Origin of the sequence: Chelativorans salis (assembly GCF_025336525.1) — a bacterium.
GTDB lineage: Bacteria > Pseudomonadota > Alphaproteobacteria > Rhizobiales > Rhizobiaceae > Chelativorans > Chelativorans salis.
Genome location: NZ_JAOCZP010000010.1, coordinates 63,790 through 89,913, shown reverse-complemented (window position 1 = coordinate 89,913; position 26,124 = coordinate 63,790). Strand labels below are relative to the sequence as shown.

Here is a 26,124-nt window from a genome sequence, read left to right as displayed (position 1 = left end):
GTTCGAATTTCTGGTGCATTCCAATACAGACGCGAATGAGCACCGCCGCGCCCCGTGCTGTCATTTCGGCATATAGTACTCCCCCTGTGCCCGTGAGCACCTGTTGCGGACTGGTACCCCGATGGGACGGCCGCGACAGATGTCCGGTGGGAGGTTGCGCCGTCGAGCGCCAGTACAGGGAACGACGCGTGTCGCGGTGGTCCGGACGATCAGGGAGGTCTTGTCCATGACAGGAGAGGTTCGATGGTTTGCCGGCATCGATTGGGCGACGGAGTGCCATCAGGTGTGTCTGCTGGATGCGAGCGGCCAGCCTGTCGGGGAACGCTCGGTTTCGCATGGCGGCGGTGGTCTCGCCGAGGCTTGTGACTGGCTGACGGAGAGGACTGGTGATGAGCCGGCCGCGATCGCCGTCGCCATCGAGGTGCCGCATGGGCCGGTGGTGGAAGCGCTGTTGGAGCGGGAATTCCACGTCTATGCGGTCAATCCTAAGCAACTTGATCGTTTCCGCGACCGCTTCAGCGTTGCCGGCGCCAAGGATGATCGTCGCGATGCGTAGGTCCTGGCCAGCGCCCTGCGCACCGATCGGCCAGCCTTTCGCAGGTTGTCGCTGGATGATCCGCTGGAGATCGAGTTGCGGGAGTGGTCGCGAATGAGCGAAGACCTGCAGCAGGAACGCAACCGGCTTGCCAACCGGTTGCGCGAACAGCTCTGGCGCTACTATCCGCAAATGCTCGACTTTGGCGGCGATCCCGCCGCAGCGTGGCGGATCGCGCTGTGGCGTCTGGCGCCGACGCCGGCCGATGCGGCGCGGCTGAGGGCTCTTCCGCGGCATTGTTGCCGAGGCAAATCCGGCCATTCTCAAGGAAGTTGGTGAAGGCCGCCCAGCGATCCTTCTCAAACATGTAATTGATCGCCTTGGCGACAGGATTGTGCTTCGACATCCCGACACGTGAACTTCTCGCGCACCGTCTGGATGACCTTCCATTGGCGCGGGATCACTTCCAGCGTCTCGGTGATATCCTCGCCATACGCGATGCAGCGCGAACAGGCCGCTGGCGCTTCAACAACCACCCGCTCACGCCGGAGGCTCCGCCCGCCGCTGAGCGGCCTGTCGCAGCGAAGCGTTGTGCTACGTCCCGGCGGTCCCTGGGCAGAAGTTGCGCGCCTGGACTGCGACAGGCTCATGATATCACGAGCTTATGAGCACCTGCTGACAGGCCTGCGCGAGCTCCCGATTTGGTTTTTCGGTGCCGATTGGTGTCGCCCAACCGGCCTTTTCAATCACTGCACGGCGGCTGTAGGCAGTTGCCGCAGCGAGTTCGGCCATTACTTCGGCTGCACGCGGATCACTTTGCGCCCTTTCGACACAATGTGGGACCAACACCGCAACCACTGCCGCTTTAGCTGCTTTCTCGGACATAGCATTAGCTGTGCCACTAGTAACCCAGCCACCCCATGTAAAGCCAATGACGGCAAGCGCGAAAGCGCCACCCACCGCTCCGAAGAAGGCCGGTTTCGTCCACTCGGGTGTGTTCATGATGGTTCCAACCTCACCTAGATCGAGTGCTTACTGCACTCGATCCCTGCATGATATCACACGGAATGTTAAATGCAGTAACAAGACTGTGATGAAGGATCCGCATGCTGTCACAGGCCCTCCGTAACCTGGAGACGTTTACAGCGATATCGATTGGCGCTCGGGAGAAATCCTTGTTCGCGGCAAGGGCGACAGACACGACAGGCCACCGCTTCTGCCCGAAGTCGGATAGGCGCTGGCCGATTACATCAAGCTCGAACGCGTGACCACATCGCGATCGCTGTTCGTGATAGGTTGGCCACCGCACCGCCCGTTCACGGACGCCCAGGTTCTGAACGATATCCTGCGCAAAGCGTACGACAGGACGGGGCTGAAGCCGCCTGCGCCCTGTGGGCGCCCACATTCTCCGCCACAGCCTGGCGACCAATCTGGTTCAGAATGGCGCTTCGCTGGAGGAAATCAGTGACACGCTGCGTCATCGCTCCCGCACGACGACGATGCTCTATGCAAGGCTCGATGTCGAAGGCCTGCGCTCAATCGCACAGCCGTGGCCGACCGCAGGAGGTGTGGCATGAGCACACTGTCTCGAGAGCTGGATCGCTATCTCGTCGTCCGCCGTGGTCTCGGCGGAAGGAAGAGGTTTTGGGAGAACCTATCCACCTTCGGCTGATTTCTGCGTCTGGACTGGTCAGCGTTCCCGACAGTCGACGCGCTCCAAGCCCAAGGCAAGCTCAAGCCGGTGGCGCGCCAGATATATGGGGCGCGGCACGATTTGTCTCCTCGGAGCCAGGCTGATCAGCGCAGTATTCTTGCCCACGTGATCCAAGTTGAGTCAGTCTCCTTATTCCACACCGATCAGCACACGACATCGCAAAGGGTTTCACTCGTCCGGATCCGGGATCTTTAGCATGTAGCCGCAGGCCTTGCAGTGAACCGCGTCCGGATCGTGGCGCTGCAGCCCGCACTGTGGGCAGGGATACCTGACTTTCTGCGGTCGGAAAATGGCCTGCCCCAAGCGAATGAAGAGAGAGATTCCCGCCAGCATGATCACGACGGCCGTAAGCTTGCCCCATGGTCCCGGCAGCAGGATGTCACCGTAACCCGTGGTGGTCATGCTCGTTACAGTGAAATAGAGGGCGTCGATATAGCCGGTAAAACCGGACCCTTTCCGAAAGAAGAACGTGTAGATGAAGCCCGTTACCACAAAGAGAAAGGTGATCAGGTTGACGGCGGACTGCACGACCTCGCGCCAAGGGGCATAGCCGCGCCTGACCAGAGGCCGCCAGAACACTCCGCTGCGCGACAGCGACCACAGACGCAAAACGCGCAGGAATCCCAGGTTGGCCAGCCACAGCGGAAAGAGCAACGTCAGCAGGATAAACACGTCCACAATGCTCGTCGGCTGCCTCAGCCACCGCGGAGCGTCTTTGGACGCCATTGCGCGGGCAGTGATGTCGAGTGCGAGGAGAGTCGCGATCGAATAGTCTATCCAGAGGAAGGATGGGCGCTCGCGGAGCACAGGACTGGCGACGAAGAAGACGACGATCAGGAGATCGACCATCATCACGGCGTATTGAAAGCGCAGCGCACCGGAAGAATGGCCATGGTAGAGCAGGCGGAGACGCTCGCGGAGTGCCTCAAGACCGGTAGGTGACTGGGTTTCGGTGGCAGGGCGATCGTCCATGGGTGCTCGATAAATGCGCAGATGCAACAGCGGTTCCGCTTGGATTCATCTATGGACAACTCTGCCCACTCAGCCTCGGGCTACAAGATCAATAGCGGAATTCGCACGTAGAGCTACATTGGCGAGTGCAACGTCCCGAAGACGAGCCTTCTCAATGTCCACTCGGGAGAGTGCGCACAATAACGGAAATTTGGCAATTTGGCAGCTGCCATCACGGCCTTCGAGCAATGTCCCCTACAAACGCCGGCTTGCGACGCTGCGCTCTTTGAATCCATTGCGTTCGAGGAACAAGCCATATCATCTTGTCAGCTTGACCTCCCGTCCACGAACCGGCAGCAGCCTTTGATGCCTCAGTCACCCACGCGGGTCGCGCGCGCAGTCTAGCTGGCCCTCCGGCCGATAGGGCCGGGAGCGTGGGGTGCCTCGGACTCTCCAGAGAGTCTCATTAGAGGCCGACCAGCCGCACAGTGTAGTCCTGATCGCATCTGCCGCAGAACTGCTCGAATTCCTTGAGCGGGACCGGTGGTGGCAAAGGATGACGGTCCGGGATGTCCGAGATATCCATATGGTAGCGGGCAAGGGCAGAGAAGTGGTGCGGATAAGCGCGGTCGTTGATCCCCACAAAACCGGCTTGCCCTCGCGCCTTCTGGAGGACTGCGCGCCAATCGTCCAGCGAAGGCAGGCCGACCGATTCGGTCCCATGCGGAAAGATCATGGCCCTGATGTCGTCATACGGCTCGGTGCGTTCCAGATAGCTCTTCAGCTGAGCAAATGAGGAGGCTGCATTGAAGGTGGCCCAGAAGGGCGCCGATCCGGTGCGCAAGGCCCAATAGGGCTCGATGAGGATGACGAGCTCACCAGCAGCCGGTCGGCCGGCAAGCCGCGCTGCCGGTACCCTTGGCGATGGAAGTCGGCCACCGGAGCGCTGAGGTCGTCCGGTTGCTCGAACGCGCCGACGCGCTGGCGGCATGGATGGAGGCCATGGACTGGGGCAGGGCCGCCTTGCTCGGCAATTCCTTCGCTTGTCAGATCATCGTCGATTTCGCGGCCCGCTATCCGCATATGGTCGAGCGGGCGGTCCTGCAGGGGCCGACAACGCCGCCGGACGAGCGAAGCTGGTTGTGGCAGTTCATCCGCTGGCAGCAGAACTCGCCCTTCAACCCGCCGGAGATGGAGAAGGTCGCCGGCATCGATTATGCCAAATGCGGCATCGTGCGCGCTTTGGCGACCTTCGAATATTCTCTACGCGACCGGCCGGAAGACAAGCTGCATCGCGTCCGTACACCGGCGCTGGTCGTGCGCGGCATGAAGGATCCCATCTGCGACCAAGGCTGGGCCGAGCAGGTTGCCGAAGGATTGCCCAACGGCCGGCTGGCGCTGATACCCGATGTCGCGCGTACGCTCGTGTTTACCGCACCGGAGGAATTGGTCGCAGTCACCCGCCCATTCCTGGATCCCAGCCATTCCGAGAGTGAGTGATGGACCTATCGCCCGGCAAGCTAAGTGCTTTAGCCGGGCCCAAACGCTCTTGTCGTTCTTGACCAGCTGAATTTCCTACCGCGCATAGTAGCTCGCGTCGCTCCTGGAAGTCCCCAACCGCAACTGGCTGAGGCCGGAAATACCGAGTTCTGGGCAACAGAAGTTCGAAGACAGCCCACTCTTGTTCGCGCTGGACAACACCAGATTGAATTCGCCAGCATGATCTCTGAGGCGCAGTTGACCAGGACTTCCGACCTAGACAGCAGAAACTCATCGGCAAATCGCGGTCGACCGAATGCTGATCATGGGCAACGGCGGGTGCGGAAAGACGTGGCTCGCCCGTCGGCCTGCGAATGCGCTCGCCATTCCGGTTATCCACCTGGAGGACATGCATTGGGAGCCGGGCAATTGTGGTGTCGCTTGCGACAGAGCGCTCAGGATGCCGATGTCCAAGCGGCGGCGCAAGCTGACAAATGGTTCATCGACGGCGTATACCGACTGCGCACGAAGAATTGATCTGTTCCGAAAGGAGGCGATATAGCTAACAGTTGTGATCATCGTGACCAGGCGCAGCATTGAAGTCACGAGGCGTATTCACCGGGGCTGATGATCTGAAGAAAACCTCAGCAAGGAGACCGAGTAGATGAGCAAAGTCAAAGACCTTTTGGTCGCCAGGCGCAGGGAGATCGAAGCCGAGCTCGGCCCTCTTCAAGCCGAGCTTGAGCAGATTGACGCAGCGCTATCCGCCATCGAACCAAAGACGCCGACCCGGAAAGAGCGCCGGCGCACGGCGACGAAAGAAAAGCCACGCGGTACCAGAACGCAGAGGGAAAAGGCGAAGCGAAAGCGTCAGCCTTCGATTGCGGATCAGTCGAGGGGGCTTCTGGAGCAAAACCCGCAGGGTTTGGACACAGCCGAGATCGCCCGAAAGCTCGAAGAAAGCCACGGCAGGAAAGCGACGATGCGAACCATAAGCACACAGCTTTCCGCGCTGAAGCGTCAGGGTCGTCTTCGACAGGAAGGCAGGCTCTGGAGGTTGCCGATCAGCAAACCCGAAGCTTCAGACGAGGAGGCAGAGCCTGCTAGGCAAGAGACCTGACATGTGGTCAGCGTTGCAGTGCTCTCTAGATTTGCTCTCGGTGACCCCACCATCGCCGATGCCATTTTCGATCGGCTCGTCCACAGCGTCTATCGCATCGACCTGACGGGGAGAGGCTGCGAACGTTCCATGCCACCGCCGGCGACAGCAACCGCTTGACCGCCGCGCAATCCAAACAGCTACAACGACCGGATCGCCGCCACCAGGCGCAGATATTCCGGTATCAACATTCTGATCCTGTCCGGCGCCGTCATCGGACCTATCCGTGGTCGGCTTCGACAACATCTTCATGTCCTCACTCGCCAATATCGGACTCGCCGCTGTCTATCTGTCCGAGGAGATCGGCATGGTGGCTGCACGATTGCTGCTCAGCCGGAGAAAGGGAAGAATATCACAGGCCCAATGATCTTTCATGGGAGGCTTGCGGCTGGCATCCCGGTGCAGACTTCGGCCATCTACAGTCATCGAGGCGGGATCGAACATCTAGTGCTGGAGCACGACCAAGGCACCGTCCTCAACCTTGCCATCGCCTAGGTTCCGTCCCAGATCAGAAACGCAGAAGCATCACTTATCTCAGCAGAGAGCAGATGATCATGATGCGTGCGAGAGTTGATAGCTTGCGGCGCCCGCACAGACGGATTGCTCCCGCAGATTGCGGTGCTCGTGCCGGACCAATACGGACCCCTTCAGACCGGCAAGCCGTCTTGCCGTGGCGAGGCTTGCCTCGGATATATCGGCCGCGATGGCAACACACGGCAGCCCCTCGATAAGCACGGGAGCGCCTAAAGGGCGGAACTCAAATCCCGCGCGTCGCAAGCGCGCGAACCACCGCGTCTCCACGACAGCGGTCACATGATTGATGTTTTGCGAAAGACAAAATTCCTGCATGGCGGCGAGAAGAGTACAATTCGTACGACCGCTCCTATCGTCCCTAGCAACGAAAAATCGTGTGCACTCGTAAATATCAGCACCCTGCAGCACGCCTTCGAAGCTCGCGAGATGCGAGAAGACTTCGCTGAGCAAGTGCGGCTGGGTGGTCGGACCAAGGCGCAGCCCGCCGATGATACGTTCGCCGTCCAAGGCGAGGAGGTACACGGCTTCGGCGTTATCATAGGCGTCGATTTCACGCCCTTCGCGCGAAGCGAGGGCACGCCAACCCCGCTCCCCCACAAAGACTTGATGACGAAGCGAATAATAGCGGTCGATGACGTCCCGGTAGTGATGCCGGTTGCGTTCATTGATCACATAAACAACAGCCATGGAATCGTTCCTTTTGCCGCATCCCATGGCCTCGGCTTAAGCAATAACAAGAGGAATTGGTATTGTAGTAAATTACAGGTAGCGTGGAATGAGGCCTAGGCCGTCACCGCCGCAGATAATACAAGAACCTTAAGCCACGGGATTCGCATAAGTATTTGTCCAACACGTGACTCCACAATGATGGTACATGGCGCCTCGCAAGCGGTGCTGATTATAAGGACGAAGCTGTCACCCCATCACGCACATATCGTTGAGATGAACAGCGAAAGCCATCGGCTCAAGCAGTCAGCCGGCCCGCCAACGCAAACCATCGAGGCGGAAAAAAGTCAGACCACCACTGCGACCGTTGACACCTCATGGTAGTGAGTATATCTTTCTTAAGCGATAGATCCTTACCGAAGTATGATGAAATGCGCGAGTCTAGAATAGAGCATGAGGGAGTCTTTATAATCCCGAAGTTGTAAGATATATTCACGAAGTTCTTAGAAAGTAGACGAGATTATATGTATATCTTTCTTGAGTTATATGTTCTTGCAATTTTATAATAAAGTTTTGGATGTCATGATAAAATACAGGAGAGCGGTTATATAAAAATTGCGACCCGTCAGTTGTAATCGAAACTCAAAAAATACAGCTTGGCAAAGAGAGCCGCTGTGTTTTCATTGAAGAGGAATGCGCTGTGGCTGGCTCGTCAGAGTTGCTGGCACTGCCGGGCGGAAATCCGACGAATGGCGAGGACAAGATCTCAGCTCGCAATGACGCACTACGGCGCGGTGATAGCGAAGGCAAAAACAGGCTCGATCTTCTACCCCGAAACTTTGGCGGCGACACGGCCGGCATGCGACGCCACGCCGAGGGCGGTTCTCACCCATATCAAAAACTTGATTGGTTCAGCTTACTCCGACGTGCGGACCGGCGACCACAACGCCAACGCGCTTGACGTTAACGACAGGTTCAATGACGTAGCCAGCAGCACGGGCGGGTGCAATGGATATGGGACTATCAGAATATGCCCAAACAGCATTCTCATTTATTGAGGGCTTGGAGGCGCTCCCGGATAAGTCAGATGTTCTCCGCGCAATAGAGCATTCTTTCTCCCAATTTGGGTTGACGACCATCGTGATGTCGGACCTGCCCCTGCCGCAGGAGAGTGCACAGGACATCATTCTTCTTGAAAAGTGGCCGCACGAGTGGTCGGCGTTGTACCTTGGACGGAAATACCTGCATTGGGATCCGGTCGCTCGCTTTTGTCGAAATACGCCGCAGGCGTTTGACTGGAACGAGGCTCCGTATGACCACGAGCTCGAACCGCAAGCGGACGAGATCATGGCATTGGCCCGTGACTTCGGCATGCCGCGAGGCTTTTGCGTGCCTGTTCCCGGGTTCGCACATCGCTGTGCCTGTGTCTCAATGAGCGGGCAGTACGCCGAATTGACCCCACAGACCAAGCCGGCCATCCAGTTAATGGCCATTTACGCTGCAGAGCATGTCAAGCGGATCACGGCGTCCGGCAGACCACTCAAGAATTGCCTGTTAACCGCGCGCGAACGGGAGGTTCTGCGCTGGGCGGCTGCCGGCAAATCGGCCACCGCTACTGCGGAGATTCTCAATATCAAAGAGCGCACGGTGACCGCGCACACCATCAACGCGATGGACAAGCTCGGGGCAGCCAACAAGACCCAGGCCGTGGTGCGGGCCCTTCAGCACCGCCTCATTCCACTCGACCTGTAGAAAACTACAATACCAGTTCCTCTCCTTTTGCGTAACTTCCAATAAGTGGTGCGGATCTCAGGACATCCAGAGTGACGCGCCAGTTTGCCGAGTTACGTTCGAAAGGAGCGACCAATGTGGCATGGGAAACTTGACCCTAAGTCGGAAAATGGGAAAGCAACAAGTGTGCACCTCAAAGAAGACGACGTGATCACGATCACCGTCACGGGGTCAGCAAGAAACGGTCCGGCCGCTCCGGAAGAAGGTCCTGACGGAGACCCCCAAAATAAAGACCCCAAAGCAATTCTGCCCGGAACGAATGTCGGAGCAGTCCTGATGCGGGTTGGCAAGGACGGCGCCCCGAAGGTCATCGGCACGGGGAAATCCAATTGGGGAGTAGGCGAGGTCGGCGAAATCACATTCCTCTACAACGATGTGCCGGGTGAGTATGGCAACAATTCGGGCTCGTTCGACGTCACAATCACGAGAGAACGGGGCCAAGGCCATTATGACACGATCATAAACTACGTCACGCAGGACAATACTACTTGGACGGCACGTTGGGTTGGTGATATTTTTCTTCATACTCCAGCGGGACCGCGTCAAGGAGGGACTGAGCATAAGGACAAGATCATAATTTATAAGACGTGGGACAACAGTGCCTGGCAGGCAAGTTGGGACCCCACCACAAAGAAATTCGACCATGTGCCATTGCCGACAGCCAATCCGCCAAGCCGAGTTCAGCACGAGGACGCTAACCTAAATTATATAACCTGGAACGGCGACAAATGGACGGCCGTGCGTGACGGCGACGGTTTCTACCACACACCTGCATAGCAGGAATTCGCTGGCGGGTGTGGAGTAGGCCTCTGAGCAGCGGAGAGATTTGGATGTCGAGACCAGTCTCCGGCCAAGGCGGAGGCTGCCACACCTGCCATGGCCCGCGCGGCGGACTAACGGAAACCCTCGTCGCTTTGGCCCCTACGGGCCAGGCAAAGCCATCCTCCCCTGCTGAGCCCGTTCACCCGGGGTCGGTCCTATCGGCGATTTGCAAATTTGCAATGATAGTCTGGTTTGCGGCCTGACCAGCGTCGCTGGTATAGCGAGTACCACTTCTGAGGCGCGCGAGCTCTTTCATTTCACGTGGATTTTGCTCGCTATACTTCACTTCGGAATTTGACATGGGGAAAACGGGCACCGCTGACCTGCTCCCCCGCAAGACGCGCGAGGGATCTTCCGACCCTCCGCGCTGCGCTCGTGCACGCAGGGGATACTTTCTCCCCGCGCGTCTTGCCCTCCCTCTTTCCCGGTCCGGACGGGACGGCCTGCCCGTCAGATTCAAGAGGACTGGTGCGCGCTGCGGGCTGCGCTGCCGTCTTGGTGAAGCAAGAAAAGGCTAGTTTATGACCAAGACCACCATCCTTTATGTGCTCGACCCGGAAACGACGATCTTTCGTGGGGTGACGGTTTCGGCCGATGCAGGGATCAAGGGTATTTATGAGTTGATCGGATCGCGAAAGATCGATGCTGTACTGTTTGACGAGCGTCATTCGCTGTACCTCAATAATGACGGGCTGAAGGACGGCCTGACCGCGTACACGATCTTCGACGGCTATCCGCAACCACTGGCGGGCAAGCTGGTGCTGGCGGCCGAAAGCCGTGACCGCCTCTATCGAACGCCTCTGATGAGCCTGACGGCGGCGGCGAGGCACTTCGAGTGCTGCCGCCCTGTGCTCGATCCCGTGTATGCGACCGGTTGCGGCTCGAACCGGAAAGGAATGCTGTTCGTAGGCGCGTTATGTGGCTTTCAGGCGCGGATCGAGCGGCGCGCGCCAACCGTCACCGAGGGAGAGGCGTAAGGCCGGCCGGCGGGCCACGCCAGGCCGTCGTGCGCGCCATTCAGCACCACCTCATTCCACACGACCTGTAGAAAACTACAATACCAATCCCCCTTTTTTTGCCTCAGCATCTTTGCGCTGAAGCATCGGTGACAACACCTCGGCAACGGCTCGCTCCATTGGCAGGTCCCAGCCGATGGTGAGCTGATTTTCTTGGTCGCCGATGCGCCCCGTCACTAAGGCGATAATTCGGGTTCGTTTGATGCCACAGTCATAAAGGAGGAAGTCATGAGCCAAGTCCAAACCGGGGTCGTTGAACTCAAGTCCGCAAATGCGCCTGCGCTCAAGGGAGACGATACCAGCAGTTTCACACCCGTGCAGTTCCCCAAGCCCTTCCCGAATGGCTCGAAGGTTATCGTCATCACCGAGACGCAGACGTTCCATGGTCCGGACACGCCTGGTATTCGCCTTGCCGACGTGACGCCTGCGGGCTTCAAAATCAGGATCAACGAGCTTGTCGGTTCCTCGGGCGGTAAGGAGAACCAGGCCATGTCGAATGGCATCCATGTTGCCGAGAGGATTGGCTGGGTCGCCTATGCCATTTGACGTCGTGATCGGCGGATCAAGTCAGCTGGTCGGCTATCCGTCGGCCAGTTGACCATGCGCTAAGCGCCTGGGTGCTCCTTCGGCAAGGAACGGAAGGCCGACACCCTCGTGATGATCGTTCATGGGAGGCTCGTCACCGTCGGCACCATCACTTGGCTTGCCCCCGCCCGCGAGGTCGATAAGTCCCTGGGCTCTACCCAGAAGCCTGTAAGCATGCGTAAACGCGCGCTACTAGATCTTGGAACAAAACAATTCGGGTGAGGCTTGATCATGCGAGGCACAAAGCAAGGGAGATCGCCATCAGAGCTTTTCCGCTACCTGTCGGCCAAGTGGCCGAAGGCATTCAATCCGAAAGCGCCGAGGCCTCTGAAGATCGGCATTCATCACGATATTCGCGCTCTTGACGGGGATCTGTCGGACGATGAGTTGAGCACGGCCATGCGTGCTTATACAAAGATCGGAAACTACCTTTCGAAACTGCGTGCTGGCGCGGTGCGTGTCGATCTCAATGGGAAACCGGCTGGCGAAGTATCTGAGGCGGACGCGGCGGCAGCCAACGCCCTAATGCACATACGCAACCTCAGGCGGCGAGCCGCGCAAACACCACCAAAAGGGGACGCTGAATCGCAGTCAAAGCCGGAGCCAAAACAAGCGCTTACGCTCAAGACCAAGATTGCGGCCGGCAGATCGACAGGCGTGGTCGTCGAGACAAAGCGCCGGCGCTCATTTCAAAAGCCAACGGCTTAAGCGAAGCGGCTATTTCGCCGCCAAGCAGGCGGAACTGAGCGCTGCCGACCAGGAACAAGACTTGGCGGAGGCCCTGATGGCAATGCCCGCCACGACGCTGACCCGCGTGGCGAGCTCGCCACGCGCATTTCTCTGAAGCCCGCGCTGCTTGACTGAAATCTCCATCGCTTTGTAAGCTTGCCGCGCTGGCTCCCCGCCAGGATGACCGATGATGCGCGGAGAGCCTTATAACGGTGGGGAGGAACCTTATGAAGAAGATATCCGCGTGCATCGCGGCACTCGTAGCAGCGGGCTTTCTGGCGGTCTCGCCGGCAGCATCCCAGGATCTGACGATCGCCACATCGATGCCGAGCCTCGGCTTCCCGTTCTTCGTGCACATGCAGAACGAGTTGCGCGACGAGGCGGGGGCGCTGGGCGTGTCGGTAGTCGAGTATGACGGACAGAACTCGACGCCGAAGCAGACCTCCGACGTGGAAGCGGCGATCGTTAGTGGGGTCGACGGTATCATCATCAGCCCGCTTGACTCGGTGGCAATGGCGCCGGCCCTGCAGCAGGCCGTCGAAGCGGGGATTCCCGTCATCACTGTCGATCGGCGGGTCGAAGGCGTGGACGGTATCCTAGGCCATGTCGGCGCCGACAACGTGCTAGGCGGCGAGGCGCAGGGGCGGCTCATCATTGAATTGTTTCCCGACGGCGCGCGCGTCGTGAACCTGCAAGGGCAGCCAGGTGCGAGCCCCGCCATCGACCGCAATGCCGGGCTCCATAACGTGCTGGACGAGCATCCCGACCTCTATGTGTTCGTGGCGGAGCAGACGGCGAATTTCGCGCGCGAGGAAGGCGCGTCGGTCACGGAGGCCATTCTGGCCGGGCTGGACGAGCCGCCGGACGTGATCGTGGCGGCGAACGATGACATGGCGCTCGGTGCCCAACAGGTGCTGGAAGAGCAGGGCCTCGACATCGCCCTCATCGGCTTCGACGCGCTGCCGGAGGCGCTGGCCAGCGTCCGCGACGGCATGATGACGGCTACTATCGAGCAGATGCCGGGCGGGCAGAGCCGCACGGCCATGCAGCAGATGGTGGGATATCTGCGCGACGGCGTTGAGCCCGAGCCGGTGGTGCTTCTGGAGCCGATTGCGATCACCGCGAACAATATAGACGAGGCCGAACGCCTCGACGAGTTGAACTGAATCGCACCTGCTCGGACGGGCCGTGGGACCATGCGGCCCGCGCGCGGGTGCCGAGTCGGTAGCGGAGCGGACAGTTCCAAATGACGAAGATTGCATCGCGCCAGGGGCACGCCGCCGACCAGCGAAGGGACACGGTCGACTTCCTGGCGCAGTATGCAGCGCCAATGTTCTTGCTTTTGCTGATCCTCGTCTTCTCGCTTCTGCATCAGAATTTCCTGCACCCGCTCAACGTGATGAACGTGTTGCGGCAGGTCTCGATTTCGGGCCTGATCGCCATCGGCATGACCTTCGTCATCCTGACGCGGGGCATCGACCTCTCCGTGGGCTCGCAGGTGGCGCTTTGCGGACTGGCGGCGGCCTATGTGGCCAAGGGCGGGCTCGAAAGCCGCTTTGCCGTGGGCGTCGAGCAAGCGGGCAACCCCGTTATACTGGCGGTGCTCGCGGCGCTTGCCGTCGGCATGGCAGCGGGCGCGGTGCAGGGAATCGCCATCACCCGTCTCAAGGTTCCGCCCTTCGTGGTGACCCTCGGGGGGCTCACCGCCTTTCGCGGTATGGCGCTACTTCTGTCGGGAGGCGGGCCGGTCAGCGGTTTCACCCCCGACTACACCTGGTGGGGACAGGGGCGGATCATGATGGTGCCGGTGCCGGTGATCATATTCGTAGTCGTCGCGATCATCGCCCACATCGTGCTGCGCTACACGCGCTTCGGCCTGCATGTCTATGCCGTCGGTGGCAACGAGGCGGCGGCGGATTTGAACGGCATCAACGCGAGGCGGGTGACATTTCTCGTCTATGTGATCGTCGGTTTCCTAAGCGGGTTTGCCGCATTTGTGCTTTCGGCGCGGCTCAACTCGGCGGAGGCCGTGGCAGGGTTGGGGCTGGAGCTCGACATCATCGCCGCGGTGGTGATCGGCGGTACATCGCTCTTCGGCGGCGTGGGCGGCATCGGCGGTACGGTGGCGGGTGTCCTGCTCATCGGCGTGCTGCGCAACGGCCTAGTGCTGCTCAACGTCTCGTCCTTCGTGCAGCAGATCATTATCGGCGTGATCCTGGTCATGGCGGTGGCGTTCGACCAGTACGCGGCGCGGCGGCGCGGCTGAGGGAGGACGGCATGGCCATACTGGAGCTTAGCGGGGTTTCCAAGCATTTCGGCGCCATCGAGGCGCTGAACGGGATCGATCTTTCGCTTGAGCGCGGCGAAGCGCTAGGCCTTATGGGCGACAACGGCGCGGGCAAATCGACGCTGGTCAAGATCATCGCCGGAACCTTCCCGCCGAGCATGGGACGCATCGTGCTCGACGGCGAGGAGGTGCGGTTCGCGCGTCCCGTGGAGGCGCGGCAGAAGGGCATCGAGATCATCTATCAGGATCTCGCTCTCTGCGACAATCTCTCGGCGGCGCTCAACGTGTTCCTTGGGCGAGAACTCATCCGCAAGATTGGCCCCTGCCGCTTTCTCGACCGAACAGCGATGAACGCACGCGCGGCAGAGATCTTTGCTGAGTTGAAGTCTGAGACGCGACCACGAGACCTTGTCAAGCACATGTCCGGCGGCCAGCGCCAGGCGGTAGCGATCGCCCGTACGCGGCTCGTGGACCCGAAGATCGTGCTGATGGACGAGCCGACGGCGGCGATCAGCGTGCGCCAGGTGGCCGAGGTGCTTGACCTGATCCGGCATCTGAAGACCACAGGTCACACGGTGATCCTCATCAGCCACAGGACGCCGGACGTCTTCTCCGTCTGCGACCGTGTTGCGGTGCTGCGTCGCGGCAGGAAAGTGGCCGACAAACCGATTGCTGACAGCTCTCCGGAGGAGGTGACGGGGCTGATCACCGGGGCCATCGAGGGTGCGTAGGTCTATCGGCTTTCCATTCGATCGTGACTGGCCCCTCCATATGCGCGTCCCGCGTCTTGGCGGTCTCCCCACCCATTACGATCGCGACAACCCGTCGGCTGCGGCCGGCGGAGGTAGCGAGATTGTAACCGGAAGCGCGGATATAGCCCGTCTTGAGCCCATCGACGCCGTCTACGCGGCCAAGAAGATCGTTGTGTCCTTCGGTCGTTTTGCCCACGTAGGGGAAGCTGCGGTTGGAGAAATAGTGGTAATGGTGGGGAAAGCGCTGTGCAGCGCCATCGCCAATACCGCCATATACAGCAGATCGCTTGCCTCGAGCTTCAAGTAGTTCGCCGCATTCTGCGCCGAGTTGCCGCGGCCAAACAAGATGAGGCAATTTACGGGCATGCAGCGCCGCTGCAGTCCACGCGACCTGTAGGAATCTACAATACCAATCCCTCTCCTTTTGCGTAACGTCAATCAGGTCGTGCGGATCTCCGGACATCCAGCGTGACGTATCAAGTTGCCGAGTTATCTTCGAAAGGAGCGAGTAATGTGGCATGGGAAACTCGACCCTAAGTCGGAAAATGGGAAAGCAACAAGTGTGCACCTCAAAGAAGACGACGTGATCACGATCACCGTCACGGGGTCAGCAAGAAACGGTCCGGCCGCTCCGGAAGAAGGTCCTGACGGAGACCCCCAAAATAAAGACCCCAAAGCAATTCTGCCCGGAACGAATGTCGGAGCAGTCCTGATGCGGGTTGGCAAGGACGGCGCCCCGAAGGTCATCGGCACGGGGAAATCCAATTGGGGAGTAGGAGAGGTCGGCGAAATCACATTCCTCTACAACGATGTGCCGGGCGAGTATGGCAACAATTCGGGCTCGTTCGACGTCACAGTCACGAGAGAAACACCGAAACCGGTCACATGCACGCTCGAGGCGACGGCGGAAAAGGGCGTGAAATCAGGTGTCACCGTCAGCAGTGGGGATAAGATTTCGATCACGGTCACAGGGAAGGCAAGTTATGGGCCGTCCTATCCAGAGTTCGATCCTGATGGGGATCCCCAAAATCAGGACCCAGGTGCACTTCTGCCCGGAACGAATGTCGGTGCATGTCTGATGAGGATTGGCAGCGGTCCCAACCCTTACAGGCCCGTGGGCAAAGGACTGTCCGACTATCACGTGCAAGAGGAAGGCGAAATCGCGTTCTTCTACAACGACGATCCGGGTGAGTATGGCAACAATAGGGGCTCCTTTGAGATAACGCTCACAAAGAAATAGCTGCTGGCTAACGCACCGGCTTCCAAAGCCGGCCTGAACGGAACCCCCGTGGCTTTTCCCTAGTCCCCGACGGACCAGGGAAAAGCCATCCTCCCCCTGCCGAGCCCGTTCACCGGGCTCGGCCCTTTCGCTATCTGCAAATTTGCATTGGTAGTCTGGTGGCCTGACCGCGTCGTCTGCAGGCGGGTGCGGATGGCGGCTCTCCACCCACAACAGGAGCATCAGTGAACAGCGCCGTACAGCGAATGAGGCAACCGTGGCGCCTTGCCCGATTCGATTTCCTAGAGTAGCCGTGCCGTAGCCCCGCGTCGCCGGCATCCGTTTGATGCACCGCTCATGGCAGTCCCCGCGCCTAAATGAGCGGCAGTTCTTCTCCCTCGATCGGACCGAAGATATCCATCGGCAAGTGCCGGAAGCCACACCTGATACGACGATAGGGGAGGCACTACCACAGCACGGGCACGTAGATCGGGGAATTGAGTGAGCGATCTACGAATGTGCGAGTTGTAGATCGTTCCTCGACTGAAGCCGATCTGCGAGCCCGCAATCATCGCGCTGCTTCCGGTGGGGCCAGACAGGATGGTGGGGCCGTTATCCTTGCTGGTCGATGGCCATGATATCAAAAGCTTGGGCCGCACCTGTTCGACCTTGCCTGCCGCATGCTAGGCTCCCGCCGGGGCGCCGAAGACGCCGTGCAGGAGGGGTCTCTGGGCTGGCATCGGGTACACACTTGCGAGGTTCCGTCACCGGAGGATTGGCTTGTAAACGCATTGTCCCGAGTATGTGTCAGAACCTTGCCTGACACCGGAGTTGCCTTTGGAGGCGGTCCCAGTGACACCAGATAAACGTATCGTGCTCAATCGTTAAGGGAGGTTGAAATGCTCAGGAGAATGTTGCTCAATCTTGAGACGATCGCCGTGTGCGCAGTGCTGTTTGCCTTTGTGAGTCCGGCGATGGCGCAATACCCCGCGAGGCCGATCACCATCATCGTGCCATGGGGCGCCGGCGGCGGAACGGATGCGACGGGCCGCATCATCGCCTCGGTCCTGGAAAAGGAGCTCGGGCAGCCGATCAACGTGACCAACCGCACAGGCGGCTCGGGCGTGGTTGGCCATTCTGCGATCGCCTCGGCGGAGCCTGATGGCTATACGCTTGGCGTGGCGACCGTCGAGATTGGCATGATGCACTGGCAGGGCCTGACGGAGCTCACCTGGGAAGACTACACGCCGATTGCGCTGATGAACGAGGATCCGGCCGCAGTTCAGGTTGCCGCCGACTCCGAATTCGAGACGATCGAGGCACTGGTTGACGCTATCAAGTCAGGCGAGCCCGGAGCCTTCAAGGCATCCGGCACCGGTCAGGGCGGCATCTGGCATCTCGCCATTGCAGGGATGCTCAACGATTTGAACATTGAACCAAGCAAGGTGCAATGGGTGCCGAGCGAAGGGGCCGCTTCGGGCCTGCAGGATATGGTGGCCGGAGGGGTGGAAATCGTGCCCTGTTCGCTGCCCGAGGCACGCTCGCTGATCGACGCCGGCCGCGTGAAATCTCTGGCCATCATGGCGGAAGAGCGCTCAGAGCTGTTCCCGGACGTGCCGACACTCAAGGAGGCTATCAACTCCGATTGGCAGATCGGCGCGTGGCGCGGCATCGTTGGCCCGAAGGGGATGCCCGACGACGTGGTTGCCACGCTGACCGAAGCCCTGGAGAAGGTTTACAACAGCGACGAGTACAAGCAGTTCATGTCCGAGCAAGGCTATGGCGTCCGCTGGGCGGCCGGCCAGGACTTCGCCGACTTCATGGACCAGAGCAACCAGGCTCTGGGCGAGACGATGAAAGCGATCGGTCTGGCGGAGTAAGGCGAACCCGACGGTAATAGCCGGGAGGTGCGTCCTGTAAGCCGCGCCCTTGGGCCGTGGTCAAGCGGGGCAAGAGCCTTGACGCATGCACGCGCGCCACAGCTTTCAAGCGTCGTCTTGAGCATGCGCCCTGGGAGGTTTTTCCATGCGCTTTAGCGACAGGATGCTCGGTGGGGTGCTCATCGCCTTTGCGCTGGCGGTCGGCATCTATTCGCAAACCTTCCCCGACATTCCCGGCCAGCAATACGGCGCTGCCGCCTTTCCCACCGCGATTGCCGTCGCGCTGGGCGGCTGCGGGTTGATCCTGTTTGCGCGCGGGCTTCTCGGGCCACGTGAGCCGCTCATTACACTTACTGAATGGACGCGCGTGCCCGGCGCGCTGCTTGCGGCCTTGGTCACCATCCTCGCCGTCGTGGCCTACATCCTGCTCGCGCGACCCGTCGGCTTCGTGCCGGTCATGGCGGCCATCCTGGCCGTGCTGCTTGTCCTGCTGCGCGTGCCTTGGTGGCAGACGGCGATCTTCGCTGTTGGCACGACACTGGTGATCGATTTTGTATTCCGCAGCGTGCTGCTCGTGCCGTTGCCGCTCGGCATCATGCCGCGGCTGCCCTGGTAGCCGGGAAAGCTGGAACATGGACGCCATTGCCGCCGCTTTCGAACTGGTTGCCACCTGGCAGGTCCTTGCCGCGGTTCTTTCAGCCGCACTATTCGGGCTCCTGGTCGGCGCGATTCCAGGATTGACCGCGACCATGGCGATCGCGCTCCTCGTGCCGATCACCTTCTTCATGGACCCGGTGCCGGCCGTCGGCACCATGGTGACCTGCGCGGCGATGGCGATCTTTGCCGGCGACATTCCGGGAACACTCCTGCGCATTCCGGGCACACCAGCCTCGGCGGCCTACGCGGAAGAGGCCTATGCGCTCACCCGCAAGGGGCAGGCGGAGCTTGCGCTGGGCGCGAACCTGCTGTTTTCCGCGATCGGCGGGCTCTTCGGCACGGCGGTACTCATATTCGCAGCACCCACGCTCGCGGAGATTGCGCTTAAGTTCTCCTCCTTCGAATATTTCTGGATGGCGCTGCTCGGCCTCACCTGCGCAGCCTTCCTCAGTGTCGCCTCCCCCATCAACGGCGTGATAAGCCTGTGCATCGGGTTGTTCGTCGCCACCATCGGCCTCAATAATCCCGCAGGCGTGCCGCGCTTCACCTTCGGCTCGACCGAGATGCTGGCCGGCATCGACTTCATCCCGGCGATGATCGGGCTGTTTGCCGTCTCGGAGGTGCTGCGCAACATTGCCGCCGGCGCGCCGCGCTGGGAGATTGTGCAGGAGCGTGTAGGCAACGTGTTTCGTCACTGGGGCGGCCTCATCGTCACCTACTGGCGCCAGCAGTTGCGAGGCAACATCCTCGGCACGATCATCGGCGCATTACCCGGTGCCGGCGCCGACATCGCCGCCTGGGTGAGCTATGCCATCAGCCGCAGGTTCTCCCGGACGCCCGAGAAGTTTGGAACGGGCCATATAGAGGGTATCGTCGAAAGCACCTCGGCCAACAACTCTTCGCTCTCGAGCGCCTGGATCCCGGCACTCGTCTTCGGCATTCCCGGTGACACCATCACCGCCATCGTCATCGGCGTGCTCTACGTCAAGGGGCTGAACCCAGGCCCGACGCTGTTTCTTTTCAATCCGCAGAACATCTATGCGGTGTTCCTCATCTTCGTGCTCGCCAATCTCGTGCTGATCCCGCTCGGATGGGTGGCGATCAAGCTCGCCAAGCGACTGCTGCAGGTGCCGCGCGCCGTACTGATGCCCATCATCCTCGCCTTCTGCATCGTGGGCGCCTTTGCATCCACCAACTCCATGTACGGCGTTATCGTGATGCTGGCGTTCGGCGTCCTCGGCTTCTTCATGGAGGAAAACGAAATCCCCCTTGCCCCATGCATCCTTGGGATCGTCATCGGGCCGATCCTGGAGAAGAACTTCGTGACCTCCATGATCAAGTCTGGCGGCTCCTTCTTCTCCTTTTTCGAGCGGCCGATCGCTGCCGGTCTCGGCATTCTCGTCATTCTCGTCTGGGCTTCACTGCTCGTTGGCTGGGCAAGAGCATGGCGTCGGCGTCCTTAGATAGGGATCGGTACCGGTCAGAGCGTATTTTTTCGTCTTCGCTTTTTGCACTTAAGTGGAGCGCCCCGTTGCTGCCATTCGGATAACTTTCCTTCGTCCCTGTCGGTTCGGAGCTCTCTCCAACGTCCTTCGAACGGCTCCCCATTTCGGAAGGGGTGGATGGGAAATAAGGCCGAGCGTTCTCGTGAAGCTCCTGGTCGGGGCCTCGTAGACAGCAAGAGTTATATGGGGCGCGATCTTCCACTTACGCGCGTCAGCGCATCAACTCCGGTCATTCCGGCGGCGATCTGGACGCTCTGAAGCGGACCCCAGGTTCATGCTCCGGCACTGGCGACCGACCGCCTCGATGACTTTGAAGGCTGAGAGCAGCGCAACGGCAATTTGCGCCGAGGCCTTTCTCCACCCGTCGGATGAGACAGCCTGTCTCCCGGAAGGTTGATGTGTGCATCAATAATTTTTTTGATGCACACATGGCGAGGAATGGAGAGATATGGAAATTGTTGCTTACAGTCGTCCGGCCGTAGTGGCCTACCAGGACCTGCTGCGTCTTCATCTCGGCGAAAGGGCCTCCAGCCTGGTTGGCACCATCGAGGAGCGACAGCGCGACGGACGAACCTATCTCTACGAGCGCTTCGGGATCGGGACCGAGATGATGAGCCGGTATCTCGCGAAGACAAACCGGAGCTGCGTGCACGCCTAGAACGTGCGGAAGCGCTGAAAGCCGACGCGGAAGCGCGACGGAAGCCGATGGCCAGGCTTGCTAAGACACTCCGGGCCGAAGGCTTCATCACGACCGATCGCGAGACCGGTTCGATACTTCTCGCATTTTCGCGGGCAGGGTATTCCGGCTTGGTGGCACCCTCGTGGGGACATCGGCCTACAGCCTCTACCAATGCGATCTCGGGGTGCGCATGGACTACGAGGAACTGGCCCAAACCGGCGACATTGATTTCGCCAGTTTCGAACGGCTCTCGGTTGTTTTGGAAGAGAACCCTGCCGATATCCTCAAGTTGCTCAAGTTTGATCCAGTTCCCGGCATGAACGATCGACGGTCTGGAAATGGCGGCAGAGCCACTCGGAAGCAATGGTCGAGTTTCTGACTCCGGCCTTCGGCGACGAAAAGGTCAAGCCGCTCCCTGCATTGGGGGTGAGTGCCCAGGCGCTGAACTACCTGAACTTTCTGATCGCGGACCCGCTTCGTGCGGTTGCTCTCTACCGCTCCGGCGTTCTGGTTCAGGTGCCGCGGCCCGAGCGTTTCGCGATTCACAAGCTGATTGTGGCCGATCGGCGCTATGGCGGGCCCGATCAGCTGAAGGCTCGAAAGGACCGGGCCAGGCCGAGTTGGCGGTTCTTTCCGAGGACCGTCCAGACGAGCTCGCGGAAGCCTACGAGGACGCGCTATCGCGTGGTCCTCGCTGGCGTGCCCGGATCAAGGCAAGTTTGAAGCGTGTGCCCGAGACGGCAGAACGGCTTTCGGCCTTGGTTTGATACACTGACAAGGCTCCTGCCTGGCGCAGTGAAGGTCTGCTCCGTCTCTCCACCCTCTTGCGACCTCCGGGAACCGGAAAGATCGACCCATTCCGGACGCCTCTTTCGGATATGGCGACGGCTGCTCTCGCCCGCAAAGCAGCCGACGTGAGGGCGTAGCTTCCCCGTCGCCGGGAAGCCTATGGCAGCGGTCGAACCATATGGTTCCCTGTTGGATGACAGCGAAGCCCTTAGTCGCCATCTGCACAAACGATCTTTGGTGCTATTCCTTGTCCATGGTTGCCATCGCGCAGCGCGCGGTAGGGAGGACGGGATGGTCCAGGTACCCGCTCTCCCGGCGGCGGCTTCGAGTGATGAAGGATGTTCCGGGACCGGAGGAGACAAGGATGTTTGCGGGCACAGTTTCGGGATGCATCTCATCCTCAGGCTCGTGGTGCGCAATCAAGGGCGCATGGCTGAGTGCGCCGAGTCCGAACAATCCGGGGCTCACTTTGAGAACTGGGTTGGCACCTGACGCTTGATGGGCGGAACCGATGATGCAGGAGCGCATATACATGGCAGGGCGGCGCCGGTTCGCATACTTGATTGCGCTTGTTCTTGCAGTTGCGTTCGGTGTGCCGACTCCCTCAAGCGCGCAAATGAAAGGCGAGGAGCTGATTGGTCGCGTATGCCACCTCATCGAGAACCAAAGTGCGCGCAACCGCCTGTCGCCGCATTTCATTGCCAGGCTGCTTTGGAAGGAGAGCCGGTTCAACCCAAACGCGGTCAGCCCCAGGGGTGCGGAAGGCATTGCCCAGTTCATGCCCGCAACAGCTTCCCGGCGAGGGCTGGCAGATCCTTTTGACGTAGATCAGGCGATTCATGCTTCGGTCAGCTACCTTTCCGACCTCCAAAAGAGATTCGGCAATCTCGGTCTGGCAGCGGCTGCATACAACGCCGGCGAGGCGCGAGTTTCGCGTTGGCTATCACGTGGGGGCTTCCTCCCTCTGGAGACAGAAGCGTACGTGCTCGGGATTTTCGGACAGCCGGTTGACAGATTCATCGACGCAACGTCCGAGGCACCAGTCCAACCGCTCGATCCGCAACTTCCTTTCAAGGAAGCTTGTATGCGGCTTCCAGTCTCGGCTGCTTCCGTTACTGCGATGACGAGCGTTCTCACGAAGCCGTGGGGCGTCCATGTGGCAGGCAATGTCCGGCGAGATGTTGCCATAAGGAGCTGGGAGCGCCTCCGAAGCGCTCACCAAACTCTCCTGGCGGCATATGAACCCGTGGTCAGCCGCATCCGCGCGGCGCACGCGCCAAGGGGAATATATGCGGTGCGGCTCGGTGCCGAAACGCGCGCGGAGGCCGACGGCATTTGTGCGAAGCTTCGCTCGGCGCATGCATCGTGCGTCGTGCTGCGCAATCGCTAAAATAGGGCAAAATTACCTCGCATGCTTTGATCTGAAGAGTACGCCTTCGGCGTATGTTCCCTTCAGCGCGATCGTCCGGGTGGTTCTCGTTATAGCCAACGGAATGCCGTTCGGGCGTGAAGAGAACAGTGCGTCTGATATGGTGCAAATGACGCCAGTCTTCCGGCGAACGGACAGGTTGCAATTCGTAGGGCATGCTCGTTCTCCTCGGAGACAAATGTCTTTTGCGCCGCATCTATCATGGACGTGAAGTGTCATAGTCAACGACTGCGCAGGGTAGAGAGCTACAGGTCATTCCGTCATTGGAACGAGCAACGAGTGTCCAAGAGCGATTATTCACTTGGTAGGCGGTCGAGATTGAAGTTCCGCGTTCGCTCACTGTTCAGCTCCAGCCCGGCAACCACTCCTTTATCGTCTCGCCGAAAGCGGAGACGTGAACGTCCCTCAACGAACAGGTCTTTTGCCATTACAGTCATCGGCTGGGGTAATTGCTTGAGTGCGCGCGATGCAAGGCCGCCGTCGTACAGCACTACGTCATACTCGTAGCCCGTTTCCGGACTGCGATAGGTTCCGACAAATTCCTCTAACTCTGCTGGTGAGCATGAATAGGAGGCGAGCCGAACGAAGCGGTTAATCGGGCGGTCATCGACGAGAAGCGACAATGCACCGTCGCCTTCCACCAGTATTTGGGTCCGGGGAAACAGAATGTAGCGGAAGTGGCCTGATCCCATCGGCTCTAGCTCGAACGCTTGCTCTTTGGCCGCCGCCGCACCGCCGAGCAGCTTTCCGTTGCCGTAGTGGAGATGGAGAATTTGGTCACCATCCTCTGGATCGATGTATACGCCTGCCAGCCTTTCGAGCTCAAGTTGCGGCATTGAATCGATCGTCGGCACGCGGCGTGGGTTCTCTCGCTGGCCGGGGAGGATGGGCTTGAGAACGATGTCCGCGATGCGCCGGGCCAAAGCCGGCGGATCGATCGAAGAGAGATTGCTGAGGATCGCGATAGAAAGCCCTTGCTCGGGAAAGCGCATCAGGTCCGAGCGATATCCGGCATCCCCTCCCGTGTGCTCAACGATATTGAACCCGCGGTAGGTGCCCAGCCCGACCCCGCCGCCATAGCCGGTCAGCGAACCGTCGTTGAGCACGCCTCGCTGGTGCATCTGGTCGAAGACTGACTTCCCGCCAACCAGACCGGAGTAGAAGTTGGCATCCCAAAGAGCCAGGTCTTCGACGGTTGTCAGGAGGCTTGTGGCACCGACCGTTTCGAAATTCGTCGGCGCGGCTTCAAAACCCTCGCCGCACGGATGGTACCCATAGGCAACGCCCTTTATGACCTCGCCATGCCGGTCGCGAAAGAAAGTTCGAGCCATACCCAGTGCCTTGAAAAGGCGGGACGTGGTGAACTGCCGGAAGGACTGACCGGTGACGTTCTGGACCACCTGTGCCAAGAGGGTGTAGCCCGTATTGCAGTAGAGAAAACGGGCTCCCGGCGGAAAGTTGAGCGTCCGCTGCCGGGAAACGAGCCGGAGCACGTCATCGTCCGTTATCAAATCCTTTGAGTATCGCCATCCGGCCAACGTCAGAAGATCCCATTGATCGCGCAGGCCACTGGTATGGTGGAGGAGATGCCGCAGTGTGATGGGAAAGCCCAAATCCGGCAGTTGGGGAATGTAACTCCGGGCGTCATCCTCCAGAGTCAGTTTGCCTTCTCCGGCCAGCATGTAGACGGCCATGGCTGTGAACTGCTTCGAAACGGATGCAGCGTGAAAGATCGATGACGGTTCGATCGGAACATCATGATCCAGATTAGCCATTCCGTATCCACGCTTGAGCACGATCTCACCGTCCTGCATGACGGCAACAGCTGCGCCCGGTGAATCGAGCTTTGCCCAGGCTGCAAAGAGGTGATCGATTTGATCGGTCATATCGGTCATTGTGATCGGCATCCCGATTAACCACTGGAAACCTGCAGCATGCAATGGCGACGATCAAACCCTGAGCGCGGCAAGGAGGCCGCGTGTTCGCAGCTCTCGTGGGTTGCAGTCGGGTGGTTTCCTGTCCTAGCTGCTCAGGCGCTCGATGATGTATGAAACGCTCTCATCAAGCGAGATCGAAGAAGTGTCCAGAAGCTCGCAACCCTTATCCCTGGCCTCTCTTCGCCCAGTTCATCATGTCGTCGTTCGCAAGTTCAGGCTGCCCACGTTCGATCGCCAGACGCGGGGAACCGGTCGTAGCAGCGAGGAAAGTGCCATGCCCGACAAATCCACCACTACGGCGATTTCAGCCGCCACCGCGAATTCCGTCGCCGAGGCCACGCGGCCCGTCGTGCAGGAGTTCCTCGCCGCCCGGCTGGCCGGAGACACCGGACGGCCCGTCGCGCTCTTCGCCGACGAGGTCGACTGGCTGCTCGCCGAGAACCCCACCGTCCCGTGGATCCGCCCGCGGTCTACCGCCGCCGAGTGCGCTGCCCAGTTCATGGAGTTGATGGAGCACACCGTGCCCGAAGATGCGCGCGCCTCCGTCGACACCTTCCTCGTCGACGGCACCGACGCCGTCCTGATGGGGCACGTGTTGGGGACCGTACGTGCGACGGGAAAGTCCTTCGCGGGTCCGTTCGCGCTGCGCCTGACCGTCGAGGACGGCCGGATCACCCGGCACCACCTTTACGAGAACAGCCTGTCGATCGCCGAAGCCTGCACCCGTGAGGGCGCAGCGAGGGCCCGAAGGGCTGTCGCGCAGGAATGCATGTATCATATGACCGCAGAGCGGACGTAGTGGACCCAATCACGTCAAAGCTGTGCGGCTGCCTTTTGGCTGAAGCGGATTTCCCACACTCGTGGGAGGCATCTGCATCACATTTCGCAAGATGTCCCTGATATCGCGTTCTACGGGTTCGGCAAGCTCGTGTCTCATCTCTTGGACGATTCGAGCATCACCTCATCAGAATGTCACTGACACTCTTCTTCGAGACGCGTCCTGCGTTGG

26 protein-coding genes and 4 pseudogenes are annotated in these 26,124 nt (G+C 60.0%); 23 read left to right on the top strand and 7 right to left on the bottom strand.

All coding sequences use genetic code 11. The features are described from left to right. The first annotated feature begins 121 nt into the window (after positions 1-121). A pseudogene (locus N5A92_RS27315) lies at positions 122-874 on the top strand (IS110 family transposase). Positions 875-924: 50 nt separating this feature from the next. Here N5A92_RS27315 and N5A92_RS23435 read toward each other — a convergent pair. Next, positions 925-1,086: pseudogene (locus N5A92_RS23435) on the bottom strand (IS66 family transposase zinc-finger binding domain-containing protein); the annotation flags it as partial. Positions 1,087-1,189: 103 nt separating this feature from the next. Next, positions 1,190-1,537, bottom strand: coding sequence for a hypothetical protein (locus N5A92_RS23430; protein ID WP_260906721.1), 348 nt, complete (start codon positions 1,535-1,537; stop codon positions 1,190-1,192). A gap of 389 nt (positions 1,538-1,926) precedes the next feature. Between N5A92_RS23430 and N5A92_RS23425 the strand changes: the two genes are divergently transcribed. Next, on the top strand, positions 1,927-2,112 hold the full coding sequence (locus tag N5A92_RS23425; protein WP_260906719.1) for a tyrosine-type recombinase/integrase: 186 nt from the start codon (positions 1,927-1,929) through the stop codon (positions 2,110-2,112). 305 nt (positions 2,113-2,417) lie between these two features. Here N5A92_RS23425 and N5A92_RS23420 read toward each other — a convergent pair whose 3' ends face one another. Both N5A92_RS23420 and N5A92_RS23415 read right to left on the bottom strand, forming a co-directional pair. Continuing rightward, on the bottom strand, positions 2,418-3,221 hold the full coding sequence (locus N5A92_RS23420; RefSeq protein ID WP_260906718.1) for a potassium channel family protein: 804 nt from the start codon (positions 3,219-3,221) through the stop codon (positions 2,418-2,420). 445 nt (positions 3,222-3,666) lie between these two features. After that, entirely contained in the window at positions 3,667-4,044 is a 378-nt protein-coding gene (locus N5A92_RS23415) for a hypothetical protein (protein WP_260906717.1), read from the bottom strand. A gap of 116 nt (positions 4,045-4,160) precedes the next feature. Between N5A92_RS23415 and N5A92_RS23410 the strand changes: the two genes are divergently transcribed. From N5A92_RS23410 to N5A92_RS23400, 3 genes are all read left to right on the top strand, one after another. Beyond that, the gene (locus N5A92_RS23410; RefSeq protein ID WP_260906716.1) at positions 4,161-4,700 is read left to right on the top strand and encodes an alpha/beta fold hydrolase; all 540 of its coding nucleotides are present in this window, start codon (positions 4,161-4,163) and stop codon (positions 4,698-4,700) included. A 643-nt stretch (positions 4,701-5,343) separates the two neighbouring features. After that, entirely contained in the window at positions 5,344-5,799 is a 456-nt protein-coding gene (locus N5A92_RS23405; RefSeq protein ID WP_260906715.1) for a hypothetical protein, read from the top strand. A 265-nt stretch (positions 5,800-6,064) separates the two neighbouring features. Then, positions 6,065-6,205 carry a hypothetical protein gene (locus N5A92_RS23400; protein WP_260906714.1) on the top strand — a complete coding sequence of 47 codons (141 nt, stop codon included), beginning with the start codon at positions 6,065-6,067 and terminating at the stop codon, positions 6,203-6,205. Positions 6,206-6,390: 185 nt separating this feature from the next. Here N5A92_RS23400 and N5A92_RS23395 read toward each other — a convergent pair whose 3' ends face one another. Further along, entirely contained in the window at positions 6,391-7,059 is a 669-nt protein-coding gene (locus N5A92_RS23395) for an acyl-homoserine-lactone synthase (RefSeq protein WP_260906713.1), read from the bottom strand. A 987-nt stretch (positions 7,060-8,046) separates the two neighbouring features. On the opposite strand from N5A92_RS23395, the gene N5A92_RS23390 reads away from it, so the two are divergent. The 3 genes from N5A92_RS23390 to N5A92_RS23380 all read left to right on the top strand — a co-directional run bounded on the left by N5A92_RS23390 (position 8,047) and on the right by N5A92_RS23380 (position 10,628). Next, positions 8,047-8,790, top strand: a complete 744-nt coding sequence (locus N5A92_RS23390; RefSeq protein ID WP_260906712.1) for a helix-turn-helix transcriptional regulator — start codon at positions 8,047-8,049, stop codon at positions 8,788-8,790. A 114-nt stretch (positions 8,791-8,904) separates the two neighbouring features. Further along, positions 8,905-9,606: a LecA/PA-IL family lectin gene (locus N5A92_RS23385; protein ID WP_260906711.1), complete on the top strand. Its 702-nt coding sequence runs from the start codon at positions 8,905-8,907 to the stop codon at positions 9,604-9,606. 566 nt (positions 9,607-10,172) lie between these two features. Beyond that, positions 10,173-10,628 (top strand): protein psiB, encoded by a 456-nt coding sequence (locus tag N5A92_RS23380; RefSeq protein ID WP_260906710.1) that lies wholly within the window; start codon positions 10,173-10,175, stop codon positions 10,626-10,628. A gap of 75 nt (positions 10,629-10,703) precedes the next feature. Here N5A92_RS23380 and N5A92_RS23375 read toward each other — a convergent pair whose 3' ends face one another. Further along, the gene (locus N5A92_RS23375; RefSeq protein ID WP_260906709.1) at positions 10,704-10,904 is read right to left on the bottom strand and encodes a hypothetical protein; all 201 of its coding nucleotides are present in this window, start codon (positions 10,902-10,904) and stop codon (positions 10,704-10,706) included. Here N5A92_RS23375 and N5A92_RS23370 point away from each other — a divergent pair. The 14 genes and pseudogenes from N5A92_RS23370 to N5A92_RS23305 all read left to right on the top strand — a co-directional run bounded on the left by N5A92_RS23370 (position 10,896) and on the right by N5A92_RS23305 (position 23,139). Continuing rightward, on the top strand, positions 10,896-11,213 hold the full coding sequence (locus N5A92_RS23370; protein ID WP_260906707.1) for a hypothetical protein: 318 nt from the start codon (positions 10,896-10,898) through the stop codon (positions 11,211-11,213). The genes N5A92_RS23375 and N5A92_RS23370 overlap by 9 nt on opposite strands. A gap of 270 nt (positions 11,214-11,483) precedes the next feature. Then, positions 11,484-11,960, top strand: coding sequence for a ProQ/FinO family protein (locus N5A92_RS23365; RefSeq protein WP_260906705.1), 477 nt, complete (start codon positions 11,484-11,486; stop codon positions 11,958-11,960). Positions 11,961-12,208: 248 nt separating this feature from the next. Further along, complete coding sequence (locus N5A92_RS23360) at positions 12,209-13,147, top strand: substrate-binding domain-containing protein (RefSeq protein ID WP_260906704.1); 939 nt, start codon at positions 12,209-12,211, stop codon at positions 13,145-13,147. Between the two features lie 80 nt (positions 13,148-13,227). Next, positions 13,228-14,247 (top strand): ABC transporter permease, encoded by a 1,020-nt coding sequence (locus N5A92_RS23355; RefSeq protein WP_425248631.1) that lies wholly within the window; start codon positions 13,228-13,230, stop codon positions 14,245-14,247. An 11-nt stretch (positions 14,248-14,258) separates the two neighbouring features. Beyond that, entirely contained in the window at positions 14,259-14,999 is a 741-nt protein-coding gene (locus N5A92_RS23350; RefSeq protein WP_260906703.1) for an ATP-binding cassette domain-containing protein, read from the top strand. A gap of 40 nt (positions 15,000-15,039) precedes the next feature. After that, positions 15,040-15,327, top strand: a complete 288-nt coding sequence (locus N5A92_RS23345) for a hypothetical protein (protein ID WP_260906702.1) — start codon at positions 15,040-15,042, stop codon at positions 15,325-15,327. Positions 15,328-15,531: 204 nt separating this feature from the next. Beyond that, positions 15,532-16,260, top strand: coding sequence for a LecA/PA-IL family lectin (locus tag N5A92_RS23340; RefSeq protein WP_260906701.1), 729 nt, complete (start codon positions 15,532-15,534; stop codon positions 16,258-16,260). A gap of 629 nt (positions 16,261-16,889) precedes the next feature. Further along, positions 16,890-17,105, top strand: a pseudogene (locus tag N5A92_RS27550) (sigma factor); the annotation flags it as partial. 33 nt (positions 17,106-17,138) lie between these two features. Next, positions 17,139-18,119, top strand: coding sequence for a tripartite tricarboxylate transporter substrate binding protein (locus N5A92_RS23335; protein ID WP_260906700.1), 981 nt, complete (start codon positions 17,139-17,141; stop codon positions 18,117-18,119). Positions 18,120-18,264: 145 nt separating this feature from the next. Then, positions 18,265-18,735, top strand: a complete 471-nt coding sequence (locus N5A92_RS23330; protein ID WP_260906699.1) for a tripartite tricarboxylate transporter TctB family protein — start codon at positions 18,265-18,267, stop codon at positions 18,733-18,735. Positions 18,736-18,751: 16 nt separating this feature from the next. Further along, a complete protein-coding gene (locus tag N5A92_RS23325) occupies positions 18,752-20,239 on the top strand; it encodes a tripartite tricarboxylate transporter permease (RefSeq protein WP_260906698.1) in 1,488 nt (495 codons plus the stop codon). A gap of 490 nt (positions 20,240-20,729) precedes the next feature. Then, positions 20,730-20,939 (top strand): hypothetical protein, encoded by a 210-nt coding sequence (locus N5A92_RS23320; protein ID WP_260906696.1) that lies wholly within the window; start codon positions 20,730-20,732, stop codon positions 20,937-20,939. A gap of 163 nt (positions 20,940-21,102) precedes the next feature. After that, positions 21,103-21,683: pseudogene (locus N5A92_RS27545) on the top strand (GSU2403 family nucleotidyltransferase fold protein). Between the two features lie 598 nt (positions 21,684-22,281). After that, the gene (locus N5A92_RS23305; protein WP_260906693.1) at positions 22,282-23,139 is read left to right on the top strand and encodes a lytic transglycosylase domain-containing protein; all 858 of its coding nucleotides are present in this window, start codon (positions 22,282-22,284) and stop codon (positions 23,137-23,139) included. Positions 23,140-23,471: 332 nt separating this feature from the next. Here N5A92_RS23305 and N5A92_RS23300 read toward each other — a convergent pair whose 3' ends face one another. Then, a complete protein-coding gene (locus N5A92_RS23300; RefSeq protein WP_260906692.1) occupies positions 23,472-25,073 on the bottom strand; it encodes a serine hydrolase domain-containing protein in 1,602 nt (533 codons plus the stop codon). A gap of 316 nt (positions 25,074-25,389) precedes the next feature. Here N5A92_RS23300 and N5A92_RS23295 point away from each other — a divergent pair, with 316 nt between their 5' ends. Next, on the top strand, positions 25,390-25,914 hold the full coding sequence (locus N5A92_RS23295) for a nuclear transport factor 2 family protein (RefSeq protein WP_260906691.1): 525 nt from the start codon (positions 25,390-25,392) through the stop codon (positions 25,912-25,914). Positions 25,915-26,124: the final 210 nt, after the last annotated feature.

What these genes read in the sequence shown, in the direction of transcription:
- N5A92_RS23430 (WP_260906721.1), bottom strand. Translation starts at nt 1,537, where the DNA reads ATGAACACACCCGAGTGGACGAAACCGGCCTTCTTCGGAGCGGTGGGT.
- N5A92_RS23420 (WP_260906718.1), bottom strand. Translation starts at nt 3,221, where the DNA reads ATGGACGATCGCCCTGCCACCGAAACCCAGTCACCTACCGGTCTTGAG.
- N5A92_RS23405 (WP_260906715.1), top strand. Translation starts at nt 5,344, where the DNA reads ATGAGCAAAGTCAAAGACCTTTTGGTCGCCAGGCGCAGGGAGATCGAA.
- N5A92_RS23395 (WP_260906713.1), bottom strand. Translation starts at nt 7,059, where the DNA reads ATGGCTGTTGTTTATGTGATCAATGAACGCAACCGGCATCACTACCGG.
- N5A92_RS23390 (WP_260906712.1), top strand. Translation starts at nt 8,047, where the DNA reads ATGGATATGGGACTATCAGAATATGCCCAAACAGCATTCTCATTTATT.
- N5A92_RS23385 (WP_260906711.1), top strand. Translation starts at nt 8,905, where the DNA reads ATGTGGCATGGGAAACTTGACCCTAAGTCGGAAAATGGGAAAGCAACA.
- N5A92_RS23380 (WP_260906710.1), top strand. Translation starts at nt 10,173, where the DNA reads ATGACCAAGACCACCATCCTTTATGTGCTCGACCCGGAAACGACGATC.
- N5A92_RS23370 (WP_260906707.1), top strand. Translation starts at nt 10,896, where the DNA reads ATGAGCCAAGTCCAAACCGGGGTCGTTGAACTCAAGTCCGCAAATGCG.
- N5A92_RS23365 (WP_260906705.1), top strand. Translation starts at nt 11,484, where the DNA reads ATGCGAGGCACAAAGCAAGGGAGATCGCCATCAGAGCTTTTCCGCTAC.
- N5A92_RS23360 (WP_260906704.1), top strand. Translation starts at nt 12,209, where the DNA reads ATGAAGAAGATATCCGCGTGCATCGCGGCACTCGTAGCAGCGGGCTTT.
- N5A92_RS23355 (WP_425248631.1), top strand. Translation starts at nt 13,228, where the DNA reads ATGACGAAGATTGCATCGCGCCAGGGGCACGCCGCCGACCAGCGAAGG.
- N5A92_RS23350 (WP_260906703.1), top strand. Translation starts at nt 14,259, where the DNA reads ATGGCCATACTGGAGCTTAGCGGGGTTTCCAAGCATTTCGGCGCCATC.
- N5A92_RS23345 (WP_260906702.1), top strand. Translation starts at nt 15,040, where the DNA reads ATGCGCGTCCCGCGTCTTGGCGGTCTCCCCACCCATTACGATCGCGAC.
- N5A92_RS23340 (WP_260906701.1), top strand. Translation starts at nt 15,532, where the DNA reads ATGTGGCATGGGAAACTCGACCCTAAGTCGGAAAATGGGAAAGCAACA.
- N5A92_RS23335 (WP_260906700.1), top strand. Translation starts at nt 17,139, where the DNA reads ATGCTCAGGAGAATGTTGCTCAATCTTGAGACGATCGCCGTGTGCGCA.
- N5A92_RS23330 (WP_260906699.1), top strand. Translation starts at nt 18,265, where the DNA reads ATGCGCTTTAGCGACAGGATGCTCGGTGGGGTGCTCATCGCCTTTGCG.
- N5A92_RS23325 (WP_260906698.1), top strand. Translation starts at nt 18,752, where the DNA reads ATGGACGCCATTGCCGCCGCTTTCGAACTGGTTGCCACCTGGCAGGTC.
- N5A92_RS23320 (WP_260906696.1), top strand. Translation starts at nt 20,730, where the DNA reads ATGGAAATTGTTGCTTACAGTCGTCCGGCCGTAGTGGCCTACCAGGAC.
- N5A92_RS23305 (WP_260906693.1), top strand. Translation starts at nt 22,282, where the DNA reads ATGGCAGGGCGGCGCCGGTTCGCATACTTGATTGCGCTTGTTCTTGCA.
- N5A92_RS23300 (WP_260906692.1), bottom strand. Translation starts at nt 25,073, where the DNA reads ATGACCGATATGACCGATCAAATCGATCACCTCTTTGCAGCCTGGGCA.
- N5A92_RS23295 (WP_260906691.1), top strand. Translation starts at nt 25,390, where the DNA reads ATGCCCGACAAATCCACCACTACGGCGATTTCAGCCGCCACCGCGAAT.